The 16,998-nt window shown below is 62.9% G+C and carries 15 protein-coding genes and 1 pseudogene; 11 read left to right on the top strand and 5 right to left on the bottom strand.

All coding sequences use genetic code 11. The features are described 5' to 3' along the window. The first annotated feature begins 264 nt into the window (after positions 1-264). The 9 genes from ssuD (at position 265) to PverR02_RS03580 (ending at position 11,210) form a co-directional block, all read left to right on the top strand. Positions 265-1,410 (top strand): FMNH2-dependent alkanesulfonate monooxygenase, encoded by a 1,146-nt coding sequence (gene ssuD / locus PverR02_RS03630; protein ID WP_079442776.1) that lies wholly within the window; start codon positions 265-267, stop codon positions 1,408-1,410. After that, positions 1,407-2,252 (top strand): amidohydrolase family protein, encoded by an 846-nt coding sequence (locus PverR02_RS03625; RefSeq protein ID WP_079442775.1) that lies wholly within the window; start codon positions 1,407-1,409, stop codon positions 2,250-2,252. Before ssuD ends, PverR02_RS03625 begins: the two co-directional genes overlap by 4 nt. Before the next feature lie 78 nt (positions 2,253-2,330). Beyond that, positions 2,331-3,503, top strand: coding sequence for an acyl-CoA dehydrogenase family protein (locus PverR02_RS03620; protein ID WP_079442774.1), 1,173 nt, complete (start codon positions 2,331-2,333; stop codon positions 3,501-3,503). Positions 3,504-3,703: 200 nt separating this feature from the next. After that, a complete protein-coding gene (locus PverR02_RS03615; protein ID WP_079442773.1) occupies positions 3,704-5,131 on the top strand; it encodes an LLM class flavin-dependent oxidoreductase in 1,428 nt (475 codons plus the stop codon). A 31-nt stretch (positions 5,132-5,162) separates the two neighbouring features. Next, on the top strand, positions 5,163-6,413 hold the full coding sequence (locus PverR02_RS03610) for an acyl-CoA dehydrogenase family protein (RefSeq protein WP_046384805.1): 1,251 nt from the start codon (positions 5,163-5,165) through the stop codon (positions 6,411-6,413). A gap of 193 nt (positions 6,414-6,606) precedes the next feature. Continuing rightward, a complete protein-coding gene (locus PverR02_RS03605; RefSeq protein ID WP_017844482.1) occupies positions 6,607-7,386 on the top strand; it encodes a PhzF family phenazine biosynthesis protein in 780 nt (259 codons plus the stop codon). A gap of 35 nt (positions 7,387-7,421) precedes the next feature. Then, positions 7,422-9,251, top strand: a complete 1,830-nt coding sequence (gene ggt / locus PverR02_RS03600; RefSeq protein WP_079442772.1) for a gamma-glutamyltransferase — start codon at positions 7,422-7,424, stop codon at positions 9,249-9,251. A 25-nt stretch (positions 9,252-9,276) separates the two neighbouring features. Next, a complete protein-coding gene (gene pgeF, locus PverR02_RS03595) occupies positions 9,277-9,999 on the top strand; it encodes a peptidoglycan editing factor PgeF (RefSeq protein ID WP_079442771.1) in 723 nt (240 codons plus the stop codon). A gap of 896 nt (positions 10,000-10,895) precedes the next feature. Then, positions 10,896-11,210 (top strand): helix-turn-helix domain-containing protein, encoded by a 315-nt coding sequence (locus PverR02_RS03580; protein ID WP_046384808.1) that lies wholly within the window; start codon positions 10,896-10,898, stop codon positions 11,208-11,210. 27 nt (positions 11,211-11,237) lie between these two features. Here PverR02_RS03580 and ddlA read toward each other — a convergent pair whose 3' ends face one another. Together ddlA and PverR02_RS03570 are read right to left on the bottom strand one after the other, a co-directional pair. Continuing rightward, positions 11,238-12,332 carry a D-alanine--D-alanine ligase gene (gene ddlA / locus PverR02_RS03575; protein ID WP_017844486.1) on the bottom strand — a complete coding sequence of 365 codons (1,095 nt, stop codon included), beginning with the start codon at positions 12,330-12,332 and terminating at the stop codon, positions 11,238-11,240. A gap of 44 nt (positions 12,333-12,376) precedes the next feature. Continuing rightward, entirely contained in the window at positions 12,377-13,015 is a 639-nt protein-coding gene (locus PverR02_RS03570; protein WP_079442770.1) for a LysE family transporter, read from the bottom strand. Between the two features lie 140 nt (positions 13,016-13,155). On the opposite strand from PverR02_RS03570, the gene PverR02_RS03565 reads away from it, so the two are divergent. Next, on the top strand, positions 13,156-13,965 hold the full coding sequence (locus PverR02_RS03565; RefSeq protein WP_017844488.1) for an AraC family transcriptional regulator: 810 nt from the start codon (positions 13,156-13,158) through the stop codon (positions 13,963-13,965). 6 nt (positions 13,966-13,971) lie between these two features. Here the strand turns inward: PverR02_RS03565 and PverR02_RS03560 are convergent, their stop codons facing one another. The 3 genes and pseudogenes from PverR02_RS03560 to PverR02_RS03550 all read right to left on the bottom strand — a co-directional run bounded on the left by PverR02_RS03560 (position 13,972) and on the right by PverR02_RS03550 (position 15,258). Continuing rightward, the gene (locus tag PverR02_RS03560; RefSeq protein ID WP_046384811.1) at positions 13,972-14,559 is read right to left on the bottom strand and encodes a flavin reductase family protein; all 588 of its coding nucleotides are present in this window, start codon (positions 14,557-14,559) and stop codon (positions 13,972-13,974) included. 60 nt (positions 14,560-14,619) lie between these two features. After that, a pseudogene (locus PverR02_RS31695) lies at positions 14,620-14,769 on the bottom strand (chemotaxis protein); the annotation flags it as partial. Positions 14,770-14,925: 156 nt separating this feature from the next. After that, positions 14,926-15,258, bottom strand: a complete 333-nt coding sequence (locus tag PverR02_RS03550) for a DUF2790 domain-containing protein (protein ID WP_046384813.1) — start codon at positions 15,256-15,258, stop codon at positions 14,926-14,928. Positions 15,259-15,483: 225 nt separating this feature from the next. Between PverR02_RS03550 and PverR02_RS03545 the strand changes: the two genes are divergently transcribed. Further along, on the top strand, positions 15,484-16,803 hold the full coding sequence (locus PverR02_RS03545) for an OprD family porin (RefSeq protein WP_079444980.1): 1,320 nt from the start codon (positions 15,484-15,486) through the stop codon (positions 16,801-16,803). Positions 16,804-16,998: the final 195 nt, after the last annotated feature.

Genomic DNA, 16,998 nt, shown 5'->3' with positions numbered 1-16,998 from the left:
CTGTCTGCCAGGCAACAGCGGTTCAACACTTCCTCTCCTCCAGCGACACTCAGCACCTCGCAAAAAAAACAACAATAACCTTACAAATCAATAAGTTGATGGATTGGTACGATGCTTGCTCCTTCAGAACCATCGGCCACAGCCACAGACTTGTTCCAACAAGCGCCTCCCTAGAGCCGTGCCGGCCCTGCGTTGCACAACCTGCTGCCGTCTTCCCTTACCCAAGGCAGCGGGCTTCTTATTTTTGCAGCGAGGAGCATGTTGATGAGTCTTGATATTTTTTGGTTTCTGCCCACCTCCGGCGACACCCGTTACCTGGGCCGATCCGACAGCGGCCGCCCGGCCACCAATCAGTACATGCAGCAAATCGCGGTCGCCGCCGAGAGCCTGGGCTATGACGGGGTGTTGATTCCCACCGGCAGCAGTTGCCTGGACCCATGGATTACCGCCGCCAGCCTGGTACCGGTCACCCATCGCCTGAAGTTGCTGGTGGCGCTGCGCACCTCGCTGGGCAACCCCACGGCGTCGGCCCGTCAAGCGGCCACACTGGACCAGGCCAGCAACGGCCGCCTGTTACTCAACGTGGTGCCCGGTGGTGATGCCACCGAGTTGGCCGCCGACGGTATTTTCCTCGACCACGACCAACGCTACGAAGCCGCCGGCGAATTCCTGAGCGTTTGGCGTCGCTTGCTCAGTGGCGAGGTGGTGGATTTCACCGGTAAGCATGTGCGCGTCGAAGGCGCGCAGAACTTCTTCAAACCCGTGCAGCAACCGCACCCGCCCCTGTATTTTGGCGGGTCGTCCCCGGCCGCCCATGAGCTGGCGGCGCAACAGGTTGACGCCTACCTGACTTGGGGCGAACCGCCGGCGGCCGTGGCCGCGAAGATCGCCGATGTGCGCGAGCGCGCGAAAAAATATGGCCGCACCCTGCATTTCGGCGTGCGCCTGCATGTGATCGTGCGTGAAACCAACGAGCAGGCCTGGGCGGCGGCCGAAGAGCTGATCAGCCACCTCGACGACGATGTGATCGCCGACGCCCAAGAGAACTACGCCAAGATGGACTCCGAAGGTCAGCGCCGCATGGCCGCCTTGCATGGCGGACAGCGCGACAAACTCGAGGTCTCGCCCAACCTGTGGGCCGGTGTCGGCCTGGTGCGCGGCGGCGCCGGCACGGCGCTGGTGGGCGACCCCGAGACCGTGGCCAAGCGTCTGCAGGAATATGCCGACCTCGGCGTAGACCGCTTTGTACTGTCCGGCTACCCGCACCTGGAAGAGGCTTTCCGCTTTGCCGAACTGGTGTTCCCACTGTTGGGCAAACAGCCTGTCACGGTCCGCGACCAAATACTCACCGGCGGCGCGTTCGATGTGCGCGCCGGCCACACCTCGGCCAAGGAAGAGGCCACGGCATGAACGTGATTGATATGCGCTGCCGCCCGGCGTACCTGCACGATTTTTTCGGCGCCACCCCAGGCAGCGCCGAGACCGCCACCGCCCGCTGGCTGAACCGGCGGGTGGGCACGCGTGGCGACGACGAGCACTTCGCCCGTTCGCGCACACCCCAGGGGTTTCTCGATGAAGTGCGCGACGCCGGGTTGAGCCGGGCGGTGGTGGTCGGTCGGCACACGCCCGGCCAGCATCTGCCCAACGACCTGATTCACAGCATCGTGCGCGACCACGCTGAGTTGCTCGGCATCGCCAGCATCGACCCGGCGCTGCAGGGTATCGACGGCGCACTGGGCGAAATCGAGCGCGCCATCTCCGGGCTGGGCCTGGCCGGCATCGACCTGGAGCCGGGGTTTGGCGAACCGGCCAGGCAGGCGGATGACCCGTTGTACTGGCCGATCTACGAGCATTTGCAGGCACGCGGTATTCCGCTGTTTCTGATGAGCGGGCCAACCACCCCGGACCCCGCCTTCAACAACCCCGAACGCCTGGCCAAGGTCGCCCGGGCATTCCCGCAGTTGGCGATCGTCTGCTACCACGGCTACTGGCCCAACGTGCAGCAAGCGCTCGGCGTGGCCTTTCGCTACCCGAACATCTACCTGGTGCCGGACATGTACCTGTTCCAGCCCGGCAGCGAAGCCTACGTGCAAGCGGCCAACAGCTTTCTGGCAGAGCAGCTGTTGTTCGGCTCGTCCTATCCGTTCCGCCCGATTCGCCAATCCATCGAGGATGTCCTGCGCCTGGGTTTGCGACCCGAGGTGCTCGACAACGTCCTCTATGGCAACGCCGCCCGCCTGTTCGGGTTGTAGAACACGTCGCGCCACACGCCGGGACCAACCGCCACCCAGGCCGGCCCGGCGTTGTTTTCCATTGCAAGGAGTTCCCCTGTGACCACCCCCAACGATCCTGTGCAGGTCGCCCGCCGTCTGGCGGCCGACTGGGCGAGTACGGCTGTCGAGCGCGACGAACGCGGCGGCACACCCAAGCGCGAGCGTGATGCCCTGCGCGACAGCGGCCTGCTGACCCTGAGTATTCCCCGTGAATTCGGCGGCCTCGGCGCCAGCTGGAGCGACACCCTGAACATCGTGCGCGAGTTCGCCAAGATCGACAGTTCGATGGCCCACGTGTTCGGTTTCCAACACTTGATGCTCGCCACCGTGCGCCTGTTCTCGCGGCCCGATCAGTGGCAGCCCTGGCTGGAACAGACCGTCCGCCAGCGTTGGTTCTGGGGCAACGCGCTCAACCCGCTGGACACCCGCACCGTGGCCACGCGCGTGGACGGCGGGCGCGAGTTCACCGGGATGAAAAGCTTCTGTTCCGGGGCCAGCGACTCCGACCGCCTGATCGCCTCGGCGCTGGAGGACAGTGGCACAGGCAAACTGCTGATCGCCGCGATCCCCACCGACCGCGCCGGCATTACCCTGCTCAACGACTGGAACAACATGGGCCAACGCCAGACCGACAGCGGCAGCGCCCGTTTCGAACGCGTGCGGGTCGCCGCAGATGAACTGCTGCTGGACCCGGGCCCGCTGAGCACGGTGTTTTCCGGGCTGCGACCGCTGTTGGCGCAACTGACCTTCGTCAACCTGTTCCTCGGCATTGCCGAAGGCGCCTTCGAGCAGGCGCAGCACTACACCACCCACGAAGCACGCGCCTGGTTCAAGTCCGAGGTCGAGCGGGCGGTCGACGACCCTTATGTGCTGGCCCACTACGGCGAGTTCTGGGCCGGCCTGGAGGCAGTCCGCGCCCTGGCCGAACGGGCCAATGCGTTGTTCGACAAGGCCTGGAACCGCGGCGAACAACTGCGCGCCGAGGAACGGGCGAACCTGGCCCTGGCCATCGGCAGCGCCAAGGTCCACGCCACACGAGTGGGCCTGGACCTCAGTTCGAGGCTGTTTGAGGTGACAGGCGCCCGCGCCACCCACGCCTCGCGGCGCTTCGACCGCTACTGGCGCAACCTGCGGACCCAGACCCTGCACGACCCGGTGGACTACCGCATCCGCGAACTCGGCGAATGGGCGTTGAAGCAAAAACCGCCGACACCGAGTTTCTATTCCTGACCACACGCGCCGGGTGTTCGCCACCGTTCACCAGAACAACAAAGTGTTGCTCCAGTGATAGGCCGCCAGCCCCAGGAACCGACAAAACCCAGGCATTACGGGCCTTTGGCACTCGGCATGAACCATGCAATCACCCCCTCAAACCACGAGTGAACGGCCCTGCGTGCCCCATGAATCAAGACAACTGGAGTTAATCGACTATGGCTTCCCGCATTATCCTCAATGCGTTTGAAATGACCTGCGTGAGTCATCAGGCCGCGGGCACCTGGCGTCACCCGGACAGCCAGGCATGGAAATACAAGGATCTCGATTACTGGGTCGAGTTGGCCAAGCTGCTTGAGCGCGGCTATTTCGACTCGGTGTTTATCGCCGACGTCGTCGGCGTCTATGACATCTATCGCGGCTCGGTGGAAACCTCCCTGCTCGACGCCGACCAGGTGCCGGTCAACGATCCGTTCTTTCAAGTGCCGGCCATGGCCACCGTCACCAAACACTTGGGCTTTGGCGTGACCTCGGCGCTGACCTACGAACAGCCTTACGCCCTGGCGCGAAAGTTCTCGACCCTCGACCACCTGACCAAAGGCCGCGTGGCGTGGAACGTGGTGACCTCGTACCTCAACAGCGCAGCGGTCAACCTGGGCCTCAAGCAACAGATTTCCCACGACGAACGCTATGACATCGCCGATGAGTTTCTGGACGTGACCTACAAGCTGTGGGAAGGCTCCTGGGATGAAGACGCGGTGCTGCGTGACCGCGAGCGCGGGGTTTTTACCGACCCGAGCAAAGTCCATCCGATCGGCCACAAGGGCAAATACTACGATGTGCCGGGCATCCATCTGTCCGAGCCGTCGCCACAGCGCACCCCGGTGATTTTCCAGGCCGGCGCTTCCAGCCGTGGCCGCGCCTTTGCCGCCAAGCACGCCGAAGGGGTGTTCATCAGCCCGGCCACCGCCGAACAGGCGCGCGAGGTCTCCGATGACATCCGCAACCGCGCCGTGGCGGCCGGCCGCAGCCGTGACTCGGTCAAGGTGTTCACGCTGCTGACGGTGATCACCGCTGAAAGCGATGAAGCCGCGCAAGCCAAATACCGCGACTACCTGAGCTATGCCAACGGCGAAGGCATGTTGTCGTTTTACGGCGGCTGGACCGGCATCGATTTCTCCGAATACGACCCGGACCAACCCCTGGAAGCGATCGACAACGACAGCATTCGCTCGGTGCTGGAACTGCTCGCCACCGCCGACCCCGACCGCAAGTGGACGCCGCGCGACATCATCAAACACCGCAGCATCGGCGGCTTGGGCCCGGTGCTGGTGGGCGGCCCGAAAACGGTGGCCGACGAGATGGAGCGCTGGGTGGACGTCGGCGGTATCGACGGGTTCAACCTGGCCTATGCGATCACCCCGGGCACCTTCGAAGACCTCGTCGAGTTCATCGTTCCGGAGCTGCAACGCCGGGGCCGTGTCCGCACCGCCTATGAGGGCGACACCCTGCGCGAAAACCTCCTCGACGGCACTTCGCCGTATGCCGCCGATGACCATCCGGCGGCGCGTTATCGCGGAGCGTTCAAAACCGGCGCCAACGCCACCGATCACACCAAACCGTCCAGATTCTCCGACCTGACTTGACGCTTGACTGCGCTGAAGAGGAATTCATCCTATGTCCAGTTTCACCACGCTGAACACATTGTCTGTCGGCACCGATTACGAAGCGCTCGCCGCGCGTTTTCGGCCGATCTTTGCGCGGATTGCCGAAGGGGCGGTCGAGCGCGAACGCAGCCGCACGCTGCCGTTCGAACCGATCCAATGGCTCAAGCACGCCGGGTTCGGCGCCGTGCGCGTCCCGGTCGAATTCGGCGGGGCCGGCGCCTCGCTGCCGCAACTGTTCCAACTGTTGATTGAACTGGCGGCCGCCGACTCCAACGTGACACAAGCCCTGCGCGGGCATTTTGCGTTTGTCGAAGACCGCCTCAACGCTCAGGCATTCAGCGCCCAGAACGCCTGGTTCGAGCGGTTTGTGGCCGGGGAACTGGTCGGCAATGCCTGGACCGAAGTCGGCGACGTGAAGATCGGCCAGGTGATTACCCGCATCAGCCGCCAGGGCGAGCAATGGGTCGCCAACGGCACCAAGTTCTACAGCACCGGTAGCCTGTTCGCCGACTGGATCGACCTGTACGCCCAACGGGACGACACCGGTGCCGACGTGATCGCGGCGGTCCGCGTGCAGCAACCGGGTGTGCGGCAAAGCGACGATTGGGATGGCTTTGGGCAGCGCACCACCGGCAGCGGCACGTCAGTGTTTGAAAACGCAGTGGTCGAAGACGACCACCTGATCGACTTCTCGACGCGCTTTAAATACCAGACGGCGTTTTACCAACTGACCCTGCTGGCTGTCCTGGTCGGGTCGGGGCAGGCGGCCGTGCGAGAGGTGGCCCAACAGGTACGTGTTCGCGCCCGGGTGTTCAGCCATGGCAATGCGGCAGCGGTGCGTGACGATGCCCAGGTGCAGCAGGTGGTCGGCAAGGCCTCGGCGCAGGTCTACACCGCCGAAGCGGCCGCCCTGCGCGCCGCCGCGGCGTCGCAACGCGCCTACGTGGCGCACTTCGCCAAGGATGCGCAGGTCGAACGCGAGGCCAACATCGCTGCGGAGCTGGAGTCGGCCCAAGCGCAAGTGGTGATTGCCGAGCTGGTGCTTCGCGCCACCAGCGACCTGTTCAACGCCCTGGGCGCTTCCGCCGCACGCACGAGCCTGCAACTCGACCGCCACTGGCGCAATGCGCGCACCGCGGCCTCGCATAATCCATTGATCTATAAAGAGCGGATCATCGGTGATTGGGAAATCAACGGCACCGAACCGCCCTACGTGTGGCAGATCGGCAGTGGCGGCCCGCAAAACCAAGCGGCGAAATAGCGCCAGCACGTAAAACCGCGACCTGAAATGCCCCGGCCCGTCGGGGCATTTTTTTCCGAGCCGCCGAAAAAGCTGCGCCGCGTCCCTCGCGGCCTCGTGCATGCGCGCAAAAAAACAGCCCATCTGTATTTTGACGCTCCCCGCAGCCCGCTGTTAGTGTCCAGCCTCCCCCTCGCACATGGAGTACACCACGGTGAAACTGGACATCTACCAAGTCGACGCCTTCAGCCAACACCCTTTCGGCGGCAACCCCGCTGCGGTGTGCCCGCTGACCGAGTGGCTGAGCGACGCGCAACTGCAAAATATCGCCGCCGAAAACAACCTGTCCGAAACCGCCTACTTCGTACCGCGTGACGATTTTTATGAGTTGCGCTGGTTCACCCCGACCGTCGAAGTCGACCTGTGCGGCCATGCCACGCTTGCAGCGGCGTGGGTGTTGATCAATGCGTTGGCGGATGCGCCTGACGTGCTGCGGTTTGCAACGCGCAGCGGCGAGCTCCGGGTAACCCGCGAGGGCGATGAACTGGCGATGGATTTCCCGGCGAAAGCGCCACAAGCGTGCGAGCCGCCTGCCGGAATGTTGAGCGCGCTGGGGATTGAACGCGCCGAGGTGTTCGGCACCGATGACTACATCGTGTTGCTCGACGACGAAGCCCAGGTCGCCGCGCTCACCCCGGATTTCGCCCGGCTCAAGGGCCTGCCCAAACGCGGGATTGCGGTGACGGCCAAGAGTGCGCGGTTCGATTTCATTTCCCGTTGGTTCGGCCCGAATGTGGGGGTCAATGAAGACCCGGTCACCGGTTCGGCGCATACCTCGTTGGCGCCGTTCTGGGCCGAGCGCCTGGGCAAGACAAGCCTGAGCGCCGAACAGGGCGGCACGCGCAAGGGCCAGTTGCGCTGTGCCCTCAAGGGCGACCGGGTGATTATTTCCGGCAAGGCTGTGCTGTATATGCAGGGCTCGATCTACCTGTAAAACGCACGCCCCAAGAACGACAGATCATTCGCAAAATGAACGGAGTTCAACGCGTGTTTTCGATTGCCCGCCGTCACCTGACGGTCATTGCCGCAGCCCTGGCCCTGGTGGCCTGCCACTCCCCGGTCAACGAACCGCCAGCAGCGCCGGAGTTGGGCTCGGGCTATCGCACCGACCTCAGCCCGCGCCATGCCGCGCAGCATATGGCGGCAGCGGCCAACCCGCTGGCGGCCGAAGCCGGGCGCGAGATGTTGCGCCAGGGCGGTTCGGCAATCGACGCGGCGATTGCCATGCAGGCGGTGTTGACGCTGGTGGAGCCGCAGTCGTCGGGGATTGGCGGCGGCGCGTTCATCATGCTGTGGGACGGGAACCGCGTGCAGGCGTATGACGGCCGGGAAACCGCACCGGCCGGGGCGACCGAGCGCTTGTTCCTCAAGCCCGACGGGCAGCCGATGGCGTTCACCGCAGCGCAGATCGGCGGGCGTTCGGTGGGCACGCCGGGGGTATTGCGAGCGCTGGAGTTGGCGCACAAAAAGACCGGGCATCTGCCCTGGGCCCGGTTGTTCGAGCCGGCGATCCGGCTGTCGGAACACGGCTTCGCCATCTCGCCGCGCTTGCACAGCCTGATAGCCGCTGACCGTTTTATCCCACAGTCGCCGGAGATGGCGGCCTACTTTCTGAACGCCGATGGCACGCCCAAAGCCACCGGCACCCTATTGAAAAACCCGGCGCTGGCCGCCGTGTTCAAGCGCATCGCCGAGGAAGGCCCGGACGCGCTGTACCACGGCCCGATCGCCGACGAGATTGCGCGCAAGGTGCAGGGCCACCGCAACGCGGGCAGCCTGTCCGAGGCCGACCTTGCAGACTACGCGGCCAAGGAGCGTGCGCCGCTGTGTACCGATTACAAGCGCTGGAAAATCTGTGGCATGCCGCCGCCGTCGTCGGGCGGGATTGCCATCGCGCAGATCCTCGGCACGTTGCAGGCCCTGCAAGCCCGCGACCCACGCCTGGCCATCGCGCCCATGACGCCGCTCAAGAGCGCCTCCCCCGCCGGCCTTGAGCCCACGCCCGAGGCGGTTCACCTGATCGCCGAAGCCGGGCGCCTGGCCTTTGCCGACCGCGCCCTGTATGTGGCCGATGCCGACTTTGTGCCGGTGCCGGTCGCCGGCCTGGTCGCCCCCGACTACCTGGCCCAGCGCGCCGCCTTGATCGGCGAGCGCAGCCTGGGCATCGCGCAGCCGGGCCAACCGGCGGGCATTCAAGTGGCGTATGCCCCGGACCGCTCGCCGCTGCGCATCTCCACCTCACAAGTGGTGGCGGTGGATGACCAGGGTGGCGCCGTGTCGATGACCACCACGGTGGAGTCCGCATTTGGCTCGCACCTGATGGTCCAGGGCTTTGTGCTCAACAACCAGATGACCGACTTCTCGTTCATTCCCGAAGAAAACGGCCAGCCGGTGGCCAACCGCGTGCAACCCGGCAAACGCCCGCGCTCGGCCATGGCGCCGACCCTGGTGTTCGACCGCCACAGCGGTGAGTTGCTGGCCACCCTGGGTTCGCCGGGCGGCTCGCAGATCATCGAATACGTGAGCAAATCCCTGGTGGCGATGCTCGACTGGCAACTCGACCCGCAAGCCGCGATCAGCCTGCCCAACTTCGGCAGCCGCAATGGCGCTACCGAACTGGAAACAGGCCTGTTCAGCCCGGCGTTGAAACAGGCGCTCAGGGACAAGGGCCATGCGCTGAGCGAGATCGAGATGACCAGTGGCATCCAGGCCATCGTTCGCACGCCGGATGCGCAGGGCAAGGTGCTGCTGAGCGGCGGTGCCGACCCTCGGCGGGAGGGGGAGGCGTTGGGCGATTGATCGTTAATGCACGGAGAACAGCACAGTGCGCAAGGCAAACAATCTCGGTTCCGTTCCTGGTGTCGACCACGGTTTTTGTTCGATCAATGACCCGCAGCGGCCGGAAGAGGTATTCATCTGCAAGCAGATACACAGTGCGTCGGTGATGGAATGGCAGGCAGATCGGGTGGCCAATACGGTCGAGGCCGATGGCGTGTTGACGCGCCATCACCACCCGATCGCGGTGATCACCGCCGACTGCCTGCCCATTCTGTTCGCCTCGAACAACGGTGACTGGGTGGCCGCTGTGCATGGTGGCTGGAAGGGCCTGCAACGCGGGATCATCGCCAGCGCCGTGCAGCGCTTTGCCGCTGAAGGAGTGGCTGTCGATCAATTGCAGGTGGCAATCGGGCCGTCGATCAAGCCCTGTTGTTATGAGGTGAGCGCGGCGTTTATTGCCGAGTTCCAGTCGGACCAAGGGCACCTGTGGCCACACCGCCAGGCGCCATGGAGCGCTGAGCAACCGGCACCGCTGCTGACGCCGAAAATTGCACCGCCCCAGGCGAGACAAGCGGGCAGCGCATGGTTTGACTTGAGCGGGTATGGGCTGATGCTGCTGCAAGCGGCGGGCATTCGGCGCGAGCAGATTGAAGTGAGTGAGGTGTGTACCTACTGCACATCACCGACGTTTGCCAGCTACCGCCGACGCACGCATCAACCGCAAGAGGCGAAGACGTTGTTGTATTCGTGGATTGCTCGTACAAGCTGATTAACAAAGGCCTACAGCCCTCTTTTGAATGTCCCCTCCCTGAGCATAGGTATCTACACAACTTTGTAGCAGCCAACGGTAACCACGATGCGAAGCGAGCCGCTCTTGATTTTGCTTTTGATCTCAGGCGCCCCGTTAAACCACGCTGGCCGGAATTCGATATTGATTTGGGGGGTAAACCGGCAGGGATGCCGGTTTAGCCGCCCCGCGCCATGGATGGCGCGTGGCGGCGGCCCCCCAAATCAATGTCGGATTACGGGCACACCGAGCCTAGGCGAGGTGCCGAGTGGTGGGGCGAAGGCCTTTTGCTTACTTTTGGGCCTTTCCAAAAGTGAGCCGCTGTAAGAGCGGAACCAATAGCCGCCGTTACCGCAGCAACGGATATGTACTCAGTCTGATCCAACATCTTGGTCGGCTGTCAGGCCGCCATCGGGGGCAAGTCGAATCGTCGCACCACCCCTCCCACATTTAGGTCGCGGGGCATCAGTTAGATAGTCGTCGGCTCCCGAGCCGTCACGGGAGCAAGCTCCCTCGCCACAGGTTCAGGACCACGCCAAAGTTGTGTGGATACCTATGCTCCCTGAGACAAAACGCAAAGTGCCATGTCATTTTTTGCGATAAAAACGCCCTTGAACAGCGGCTCCACTACTGCGATTTTCTGGCCCGCCCTTTCTTGCCAGAAGCTACGTCAGACGCCGGAACCGTAATTCCCGGCTCGGGTGGCTGCCGCAAAGTACGCTGGAGCCTGGAAGGCCGAGGTAAAAGTGGATCAGTGCGGATCATCTACACCACACAATTGTCGTGTGGAGCAGTAGTAGCCCTGCTGATTTACGGCAAGGGCGCTACCGAGCCTATTCCAGCGCATATCCTGTACAAAATCGCGAAGGACATGAACCATGCCACTCACTGAGAAACAGCTGAAGGAACGTGACGCCAAGCGCGCTATCGGCGAAGAATTACTGGCAGCCATTCAGGATGTCAAAGCGGGGCTTTACGGCGCAGTCCACCAGGTTGAAATCACTCAAGCCGCGGACGCAAGAAGTAAGACTGGGTTGTCGCAAGCCAAATTTGCCGAGCTGCTGGGGGTGTCGATAAGAACCCTTCAAGAGTGGGAACAAGGGCGTCGTTCCCCCTCCGGCGCAGCACGTTCGCTGCTGCATATTGCGGCTATAAGACCGGACGTTTTCCGGGAAGTCCTCAGTAACGCCTGATGGCGTTACTGACGCGCCGGGCGATGACTATCGGCTGATCTTCAACCCCTTGCGCCCCGCATGCCGCTCCAACGCCAGTTCAATCAAGCGGCTGACCAACTCGCTGTAGCTCATCCCCGCCGCCTGCCACAGCTTGGGGTACATGCTGATCCGGGTAAAACCCGGCAACGAGTTGATTTCGTTGATCAGCACTTCGCCGTCCTCGGTGAGGAACACATCGACCCGCGCCAGCCCTGCGCACCCCAACACCTCGAACGCTTCGACGGCCAGGCGTCGAATCCGCTCGCTGGCTTGCACGCTGATATCGGCCGGCACTACCACTTGGGCCGCCTGGTCGTCGATGTACTTGCTGTCGTAGGAATAGAAGCCGCTGCTCACCACGATCTCGCCGCAACCGCTGGCGATGGGATGTTCGTTGCCCAGCACGGCGCATTCGATTTCGCGGCCGTGGACGGCGGACTCCACCAGCACTTTCTCGTCAAAGCCCAGGGCCAGTTCGACGGCGGCGTGGTATTCGGCCTCGTCGTTCACTTTGCTCACGCCAACCGAAGAGCCTTGGTTGGCGGGTTTGACGAACATCGGCAGGCCGAGCTTGCCCACCGCCATGTCGAACGACGTGCGCGCCGCGTTGTTGCGGTTGAGGGTGATAAACGGCGTGACGGCAATGCCGGCGTCGCGCAGCAAGCGTTTGCTGATGTCCTTGTCCATGCACACCGCCGAGCCGAGCACGTCGGAGCCGACGAAAGGCAGGTCGGCCATGCGCAGCAGGCCTTGCAGGCAACCGTCCTCGCCGAGGGTGCCGTGGACGATGGGGAAGATCACATCGATATGCGCGAGCAGGCCGCTGCCGGCGGTTTCCACCACTTGCTGGCTGGCCTTGCCCGGCACCACCGCCAGTTCGCGGTTGGACTGGTTGAGGGCGATCAGCGCCGGGTTTTCCTGGTTGATCAGGAAGTTCGAGGTGTCGTTAAGGTGCCAGTGACCGGCCTTGTCGATGCCGATCAGCACCGGCTCAAAGCGCGAGCGGTCGAGGGCATCGACAATATTGCGCGCCGATTGCAGCGAGACTTCGTGCTCGGCCGAACGGCCACCAAAAATAATCCCTACGCGCACCTTGCTCATGACCCAACCTCACTGTTGAAAGTAAGGCTTCTTACCATAAGCGGTCAGCGATTCGCTACCAGATGTGCACCGAACAGCATGTAGCAACTCCCGGCAAAACGGTCGAGCCATTTACGCGAGCGGCTGTAGAGGTCGGCCATGCGCGCACTGGAAAACACCAGGGCCACGCTGGAATACCAACTGAACGACAAGGTGGCCATGATGATCACCGCCAGGGTCAACAGCATCGGCGATGGCGACGGCGGCATGGTGGACGCGAAGATGGTGGCGACGAACAGCGCGGCCTTGGGATTGGACAGATTGCCCAGCAACCCCAGGCGCCAGGCGGAAAACAACGAGCGCCGAGCCCCGTCCGGCAAGCGGCTCTGCCCCATCGCCGGCGCCGAGCGTTTGAACAGCTTCAACCCCAGGTAGATCAGGTAGCAGCCACCGATGATCTTGAACGCCAGGTACAGCATGGGGGCGGCGGTAAACAGCGACTTTATGCCCAGCCCACCGGCCAGCCCCCACAGGATCGTCCCAGTCGCGACACCCGCCGAGGCCACCACGCCATGGCGGCGCGAACAGCTGGCGGCCAGTTGCGCGGTGTTGAAGAAATTGGGCCCGGGCGTGACCACCGCCACCGTCCACAGCAGGGCCAGCGAGATCAGGGGCGTCACGTAGGCGGGGTTGAGCAAATCCATGGCGGGCAACTCCATCAGCATAGGGCACGAACAGCGATCATAGGCCTCGCCTGCCCCCCTGCACAATCGTACAAGACCCCGGCAGACAAGGGCCTCAGACTCGGTTAACGTGTTTCCACCTCTTCTTGTGACAAGTCACCATGGGTAAACCCACCCCCACCCTCGACTGGGTCCACCGCGCGCCGCATGCCAGTGGCCTGGACCGTATCGAGGCGTACTTTGCCGGCATCGCGTTCGACCTGCATCGCCATGACACCTATGCCATCGGTCGCACCTTGTTCGGCGTGCAGAGTTTTCATTATCGCGGCGGCATGACCCATGGCCTGCCCGGCACCACCATGGTGATTCATCCCGACGAGACCCATGACGGCCGCGCCGGCAGCGAGGAAGGCTTCAAGTACCGCATGATCTATGTGGAGCCGGCGCTGGTCCAACAGATCCTCGGCGGCAAGCCGTTGCCGTTTATCCCCGGCGGGGTGTCCACCGACCCATGGCTGTTTCGCGCCAGCGAAGTGTTGCTGCAAAGCCTGGACTGCCCGATCGACCGGCTGCAGGAGCAGGACGCCCTGTTCGACCTGGCCCAAGCCTTGAACAACGCCTCGGGAGCGATCACCACCCGCAAGACCTTCGATTACGTCGCCGCCGAACGCGCCCGGGAATTTATCCACAGCGCCCTGGGCCGCAGCATCACCCTGGATGAAATGGCCGAACACGCCGGCCGCGACCGCTGGGCCTTGTCGCGGGATTTTCGTTTGTTGTTCGGCACCAGCCCTTACCGCTACCTGACCATGCGCCGGCTGGATCTGGTACGCAGCCTGCTGGCCCAGGGCAAAACGCTGGTGGACGCAGCGATGATCGCCGGCTTCACCGACCAGAGCCACATGACCCGGCAATTTCACAGCACCTACGGCATGCCGCCGGCGCGCTGGGTGAAGATGCTCGGGCGCTGAACGCGCTCAACCGGCGGGCGTCAGCTGCTGCCCGTCAATCGGCTGGCCGATCGTGAGGAAATGCCCGCCCGCCACATGGTGCAAGGTGCGCAGTTGATCAAAGCCTTCGAAGTGCCAGTGCCCTTCGCTGAACACGCGCTCGTCGGCATACGCCGCGACCACTTCGCCGAGGAACAGGTCGTAGGTCTGCTGGGTGTGCGGTTCGGGCAACAGGCGGCATTCCAACCAGGCGACGCAGCCTTCGAGCAAAGGCGCCTCAGTGTGTTCACCGTTGAAGGTGCGCAGGCCATAGGCGGCGAATTTGTCGAGTTCCGCGCCGCTGGTAGTGCCCACCGTCTGTACGAGATCGGCCTGGGCCGCGCAGGGCACCTGCAGCACGAAGGTGCCGGCGCGCTCCAGCAGTTGCCGGGTCCAGGTGGCCTTGTCCAGCACGACCGCGACTTTCGGCGGTTCGAAATCCAACGGCATGGCCCAGGCGGCAGCCATGATATTGCGCTGACCGTCATGCGCGGCGCTGACCAGCACGGTCGGGCCGTGGTTGAGCAAGCGGTAGGCCTTGGACAGCGGAACGGGGCGGCAGTGGTCGGGGCTCATGGAGGATCGGCTCTTCAATCGTGAAAAAACCTACGATACCTCAAGCACAAGCCCTACGGGTCAGTTCGAGAGCTGGTTGGCGAACTGTCCGACTGCGCTGACGACCTTTTGTGCGCCGTCCTGGATGTCCACGATCACCGTGCCGGCTTCGGCGGCCAGGGCCAGGCCCTGCTCGGCTTGCTAGCGGCCGTCGCTCATCAGGCGCACCGCACCGGCAACGTGTTCGCCGCGCGCCTGCAGTTGCGCCATCGAGTAAGCCAGTTCCTGCAGGAAGTTGGCATTCGCCCATTCCACCCGGCCTTCATCGGTGTGGCCGGCGTTTTCTGAAGAGCGCTTCAATGCCCGGCGTCACTCTTTTTGCAGCGGTCAGCTGCCATTGTTCCGGCAGATCCCCATCACTTGATATTCCAGGGTATTGAGCTTGCCGCTGGTGTCTTCGTAGGTCATGCGCGAGGGCACGGGGCTGCAAGAGCGGATCGGTGGTGTCACGTTGACCACCTTGGCGATGTCCAGGGTCATGCCATAGCGATAGGTCTGCACCACCGGGGCCGCTTTGCCCTCTCTGGCCGCGTATTCGGTCATGGCTTGTTCATTGCGCTCCATCATCAGCGCAAACGTGCGATCGCCGCCGCCTTCGGCCAATGCGCCGAAGGACAGGATGGCCGTCAATATACCCAGGCTGGTTTTATAAAAGTTCATTGTTCATTCCTCGACTGAAAGTTCAGTGTCGAGACTAACCAAACAACCCTGACGCGATGTTCACCAGAAGATTACGTATTTGTTAGGTGGCACTAAGGTTCCAGAATTGTAATGTTCACGCAACACAGCCGTTATCCACGGTTTGCAACTATCAGCCCGGGCCAAATCAATAAGAACGCCCGCCTCCATAAGAAGCTGATCACTGCCAATACCGAGGAGCGAAACATGCATATCCGTTATTACACCCTTCCCCTCTCACTCGTCGCCGCCTTGCCCCTGACAGCGCTGGCCGTGGAAGACCAGCCCGACGGTTTTATCGAAGGCAGCCGCCTGAACGTGCTGGCACGTAATTTTTACTTCAACCGCGATGATCGCAAAGGCCAATCCAGCCCGACCGGCAACGGCTATTCAGAAGCCTGGGCGCAGGGGCTGATCGGCAAGTTCGAATCCGGCTTCACCCAGGGCACCGTGGGTTTTGGCCTGGATGCGTTTGCCATGATCGGCGTGAAACTCGATTCGGGCACCGGCCGCAGCGGCGGCAAGGGCTCGTTCGGCATGTTGCCGGCGGACCGCGACAACCGCCCCGAAGACAGCTACAGCAAGGTCGGCGGCGCCGCGAAATTGCGCGTGCTGGACACAGTGATCAAGGCCGGCGACGTGTTCCCGCTGACGCCGGTGGTGGCCTACGGCGACTCCCGTGTATTGCCGGAAAGTTTCCGTGGCGTCACCGTGCAAAACACCAGCCTCGCCGGCCTGAGCCTGCAGGGCGGACGCTTGAGCGGCATGAGCCAGCCCAATGAAAGCGGCATGAACAAAGGCTTCGCGACGTTTTATGCGGGCCCGGTCGACTCGCCCTGGATCGGCTATTTCGGCGGTGACTATCAACTCAACAAGCACCTCGGTTTCAGCCTGTACAGCAGCCGCCTGAAAGACGCCTGGGACCAATACTACGTCGGCAGCACCGCCAGTTACCCGCTCACCGAAGACGTTTCGCTGTTCGGCGACGTCAATTACTACAAGGCCGTGGACGAGGGCAAAAAGCGCCTGGGAACATTCGACAACAACATCTGGAGCGCCCGGCTCGGGGTGAAAGTCGGCGCCCACAGCGTTGCCGTGTCGCACCAGCGCAACAATGGTGACGACGACTTCGATTACCTGCGCCAGTCGGACTCGATCTTCCTCAACAACTCGATCCAGTACAGCGACTTCAACTCGCCCAAGGAACGCTCATGGATGGTGCGCTACGACCTGGACATGCAGGCCTTCGGCATTCCCGGCCTGACGTTCATGACCCGCTACGCCAAAGGCAGCGGTGCCGACTACAGCAACGCCAACGCGGTGTATATGCGCCGCGATGCCGCCGGTAATCCGCTCACCGATCAGCGCCGCTGGGAACGCAATATCGAAGCCAAGTACGTGGTGCAGGCCGGCACGCTGAAGGACTTATCCCTGCGCCTGCGCCAGGCGAGCGTGCGCTCAAGTGCATTTGAGTCGGACCTGGAAGAAGTAAGGGTCATTATCGAATATCCACTGGCGGTGCTCTAAGCAACGCTTACATTTACTTGCCGATGAAGTACATCTCTTCACAGGTTCAAATCTGTCAGAACTGTAATATCGGCCTCACCTTCGCGTTAAGTTGCAGTTTTTATACTGCGCATCGAGCACTATTCATCTCTGCGGCTTTTGTGTAGCTCCTTTGGAACGGAGATGAACTTTTTACGCCCCGCTTGGGGCGTTTTT

This window comes from Pseudomonas veronii (assembly GCF_002028325.1).
Lineage (GTDB): Bacteria > Pseudomonadota > Gammaproteobacteria > Pseudomonadales > Pseudomonadaceae > Aquipseudomonas > Aquipseudomonas veronii.
This window is presented reverse-complemented; position numbering and strand designations above follow the sequence as displayed.

Excerpts from the sequence above, each read along its gene's own strand:
- PverR02_RS03570 (WP_079442770.1), bottom strand. The coding sequence starts at position 13,015 with ATGGATTTGCTCAACCCCGCCTACGTGACGCCCCTGATCTCGCTGGCC.
- PverR02_RS03610 (WP_046384805.1), top strand. The coding sequence starts at position 5,163 with ATGTCCAGTTTCACCACGCTGAACACATTGTCTGTCGGCACCGATTAC.
- ddlA (WP_017844486.1), bottom strand. The coding sequence starts at position 12,332 with ATGAGCAAGGTGCGCGTAGGGATTATTTTTGGTGGCCGTTCGGCCGAG.
- PverR02_RS03550 (WP_046384813.1), bottom strand. The coding sequence starts at position 15,258 with ATGAACTTTTATAAAACCAGCCTGGGTATATTGACGGCCATCCTGTCC.
- PverR02_RS03545 (WP_079444980.1), top strand. The coding sequence starts at position 15,484 with ATGCATATCCGTTATTACACCCTTCCCCTCTCACTCGTCGCCGCCTTG.
- PverR02_RS03580 (WP_046384808.1), top strand. The coding sequence starts at position 10,896 with ATGCCACTCACTGAGAAACAGCTGAAGGAACGTGACGCCAAGCGCGCT.
- ssuD (WP_079442776.1), top strand. The coding sequence starts at position 265 with ATGAGTCTTGATATTTTTTGGTTTCTGCCCACCTCCGGCGACACCCGT.
- ggt (WP_079442772.1), top strand. The coding sequence starts at position 7,422 with ATGAACGGAGTTCAACGCGTGTTTTCGATTGCCCGCCGTCACCTGACG.
- PverR02_RS03565 (WP_017844488.1), top strand. The coding sequence starts at position 13,156 with ATGGGTAAACCCACCCCCACCCTCGACTGGGTCCACCGCGCGCCGCAT.
- PverR02_RS03615 (WP_079442773.1), top strand. The coding sequence starts at position 3,704 with ATGGCTTCCCGCATTATCCTCAATGCGTTTGAAATGACCTGCGTGAGT.
- PverR02_RS03625 (WP_079442775.1), top strand. The coding sequence starts at position 1,407 with ATGAACGTGATTGATATGCGCTGCCGCCCGGCGTACCTGCACGATTTT.
- PverR02_RS03560 (WP_046384811.1), bottom strand. The coding sequence starts at position 14,559 with ATGAGCCCCGACCACTGCCGCCCCGTTCCGCTGTCCAAGGCCTACCGC.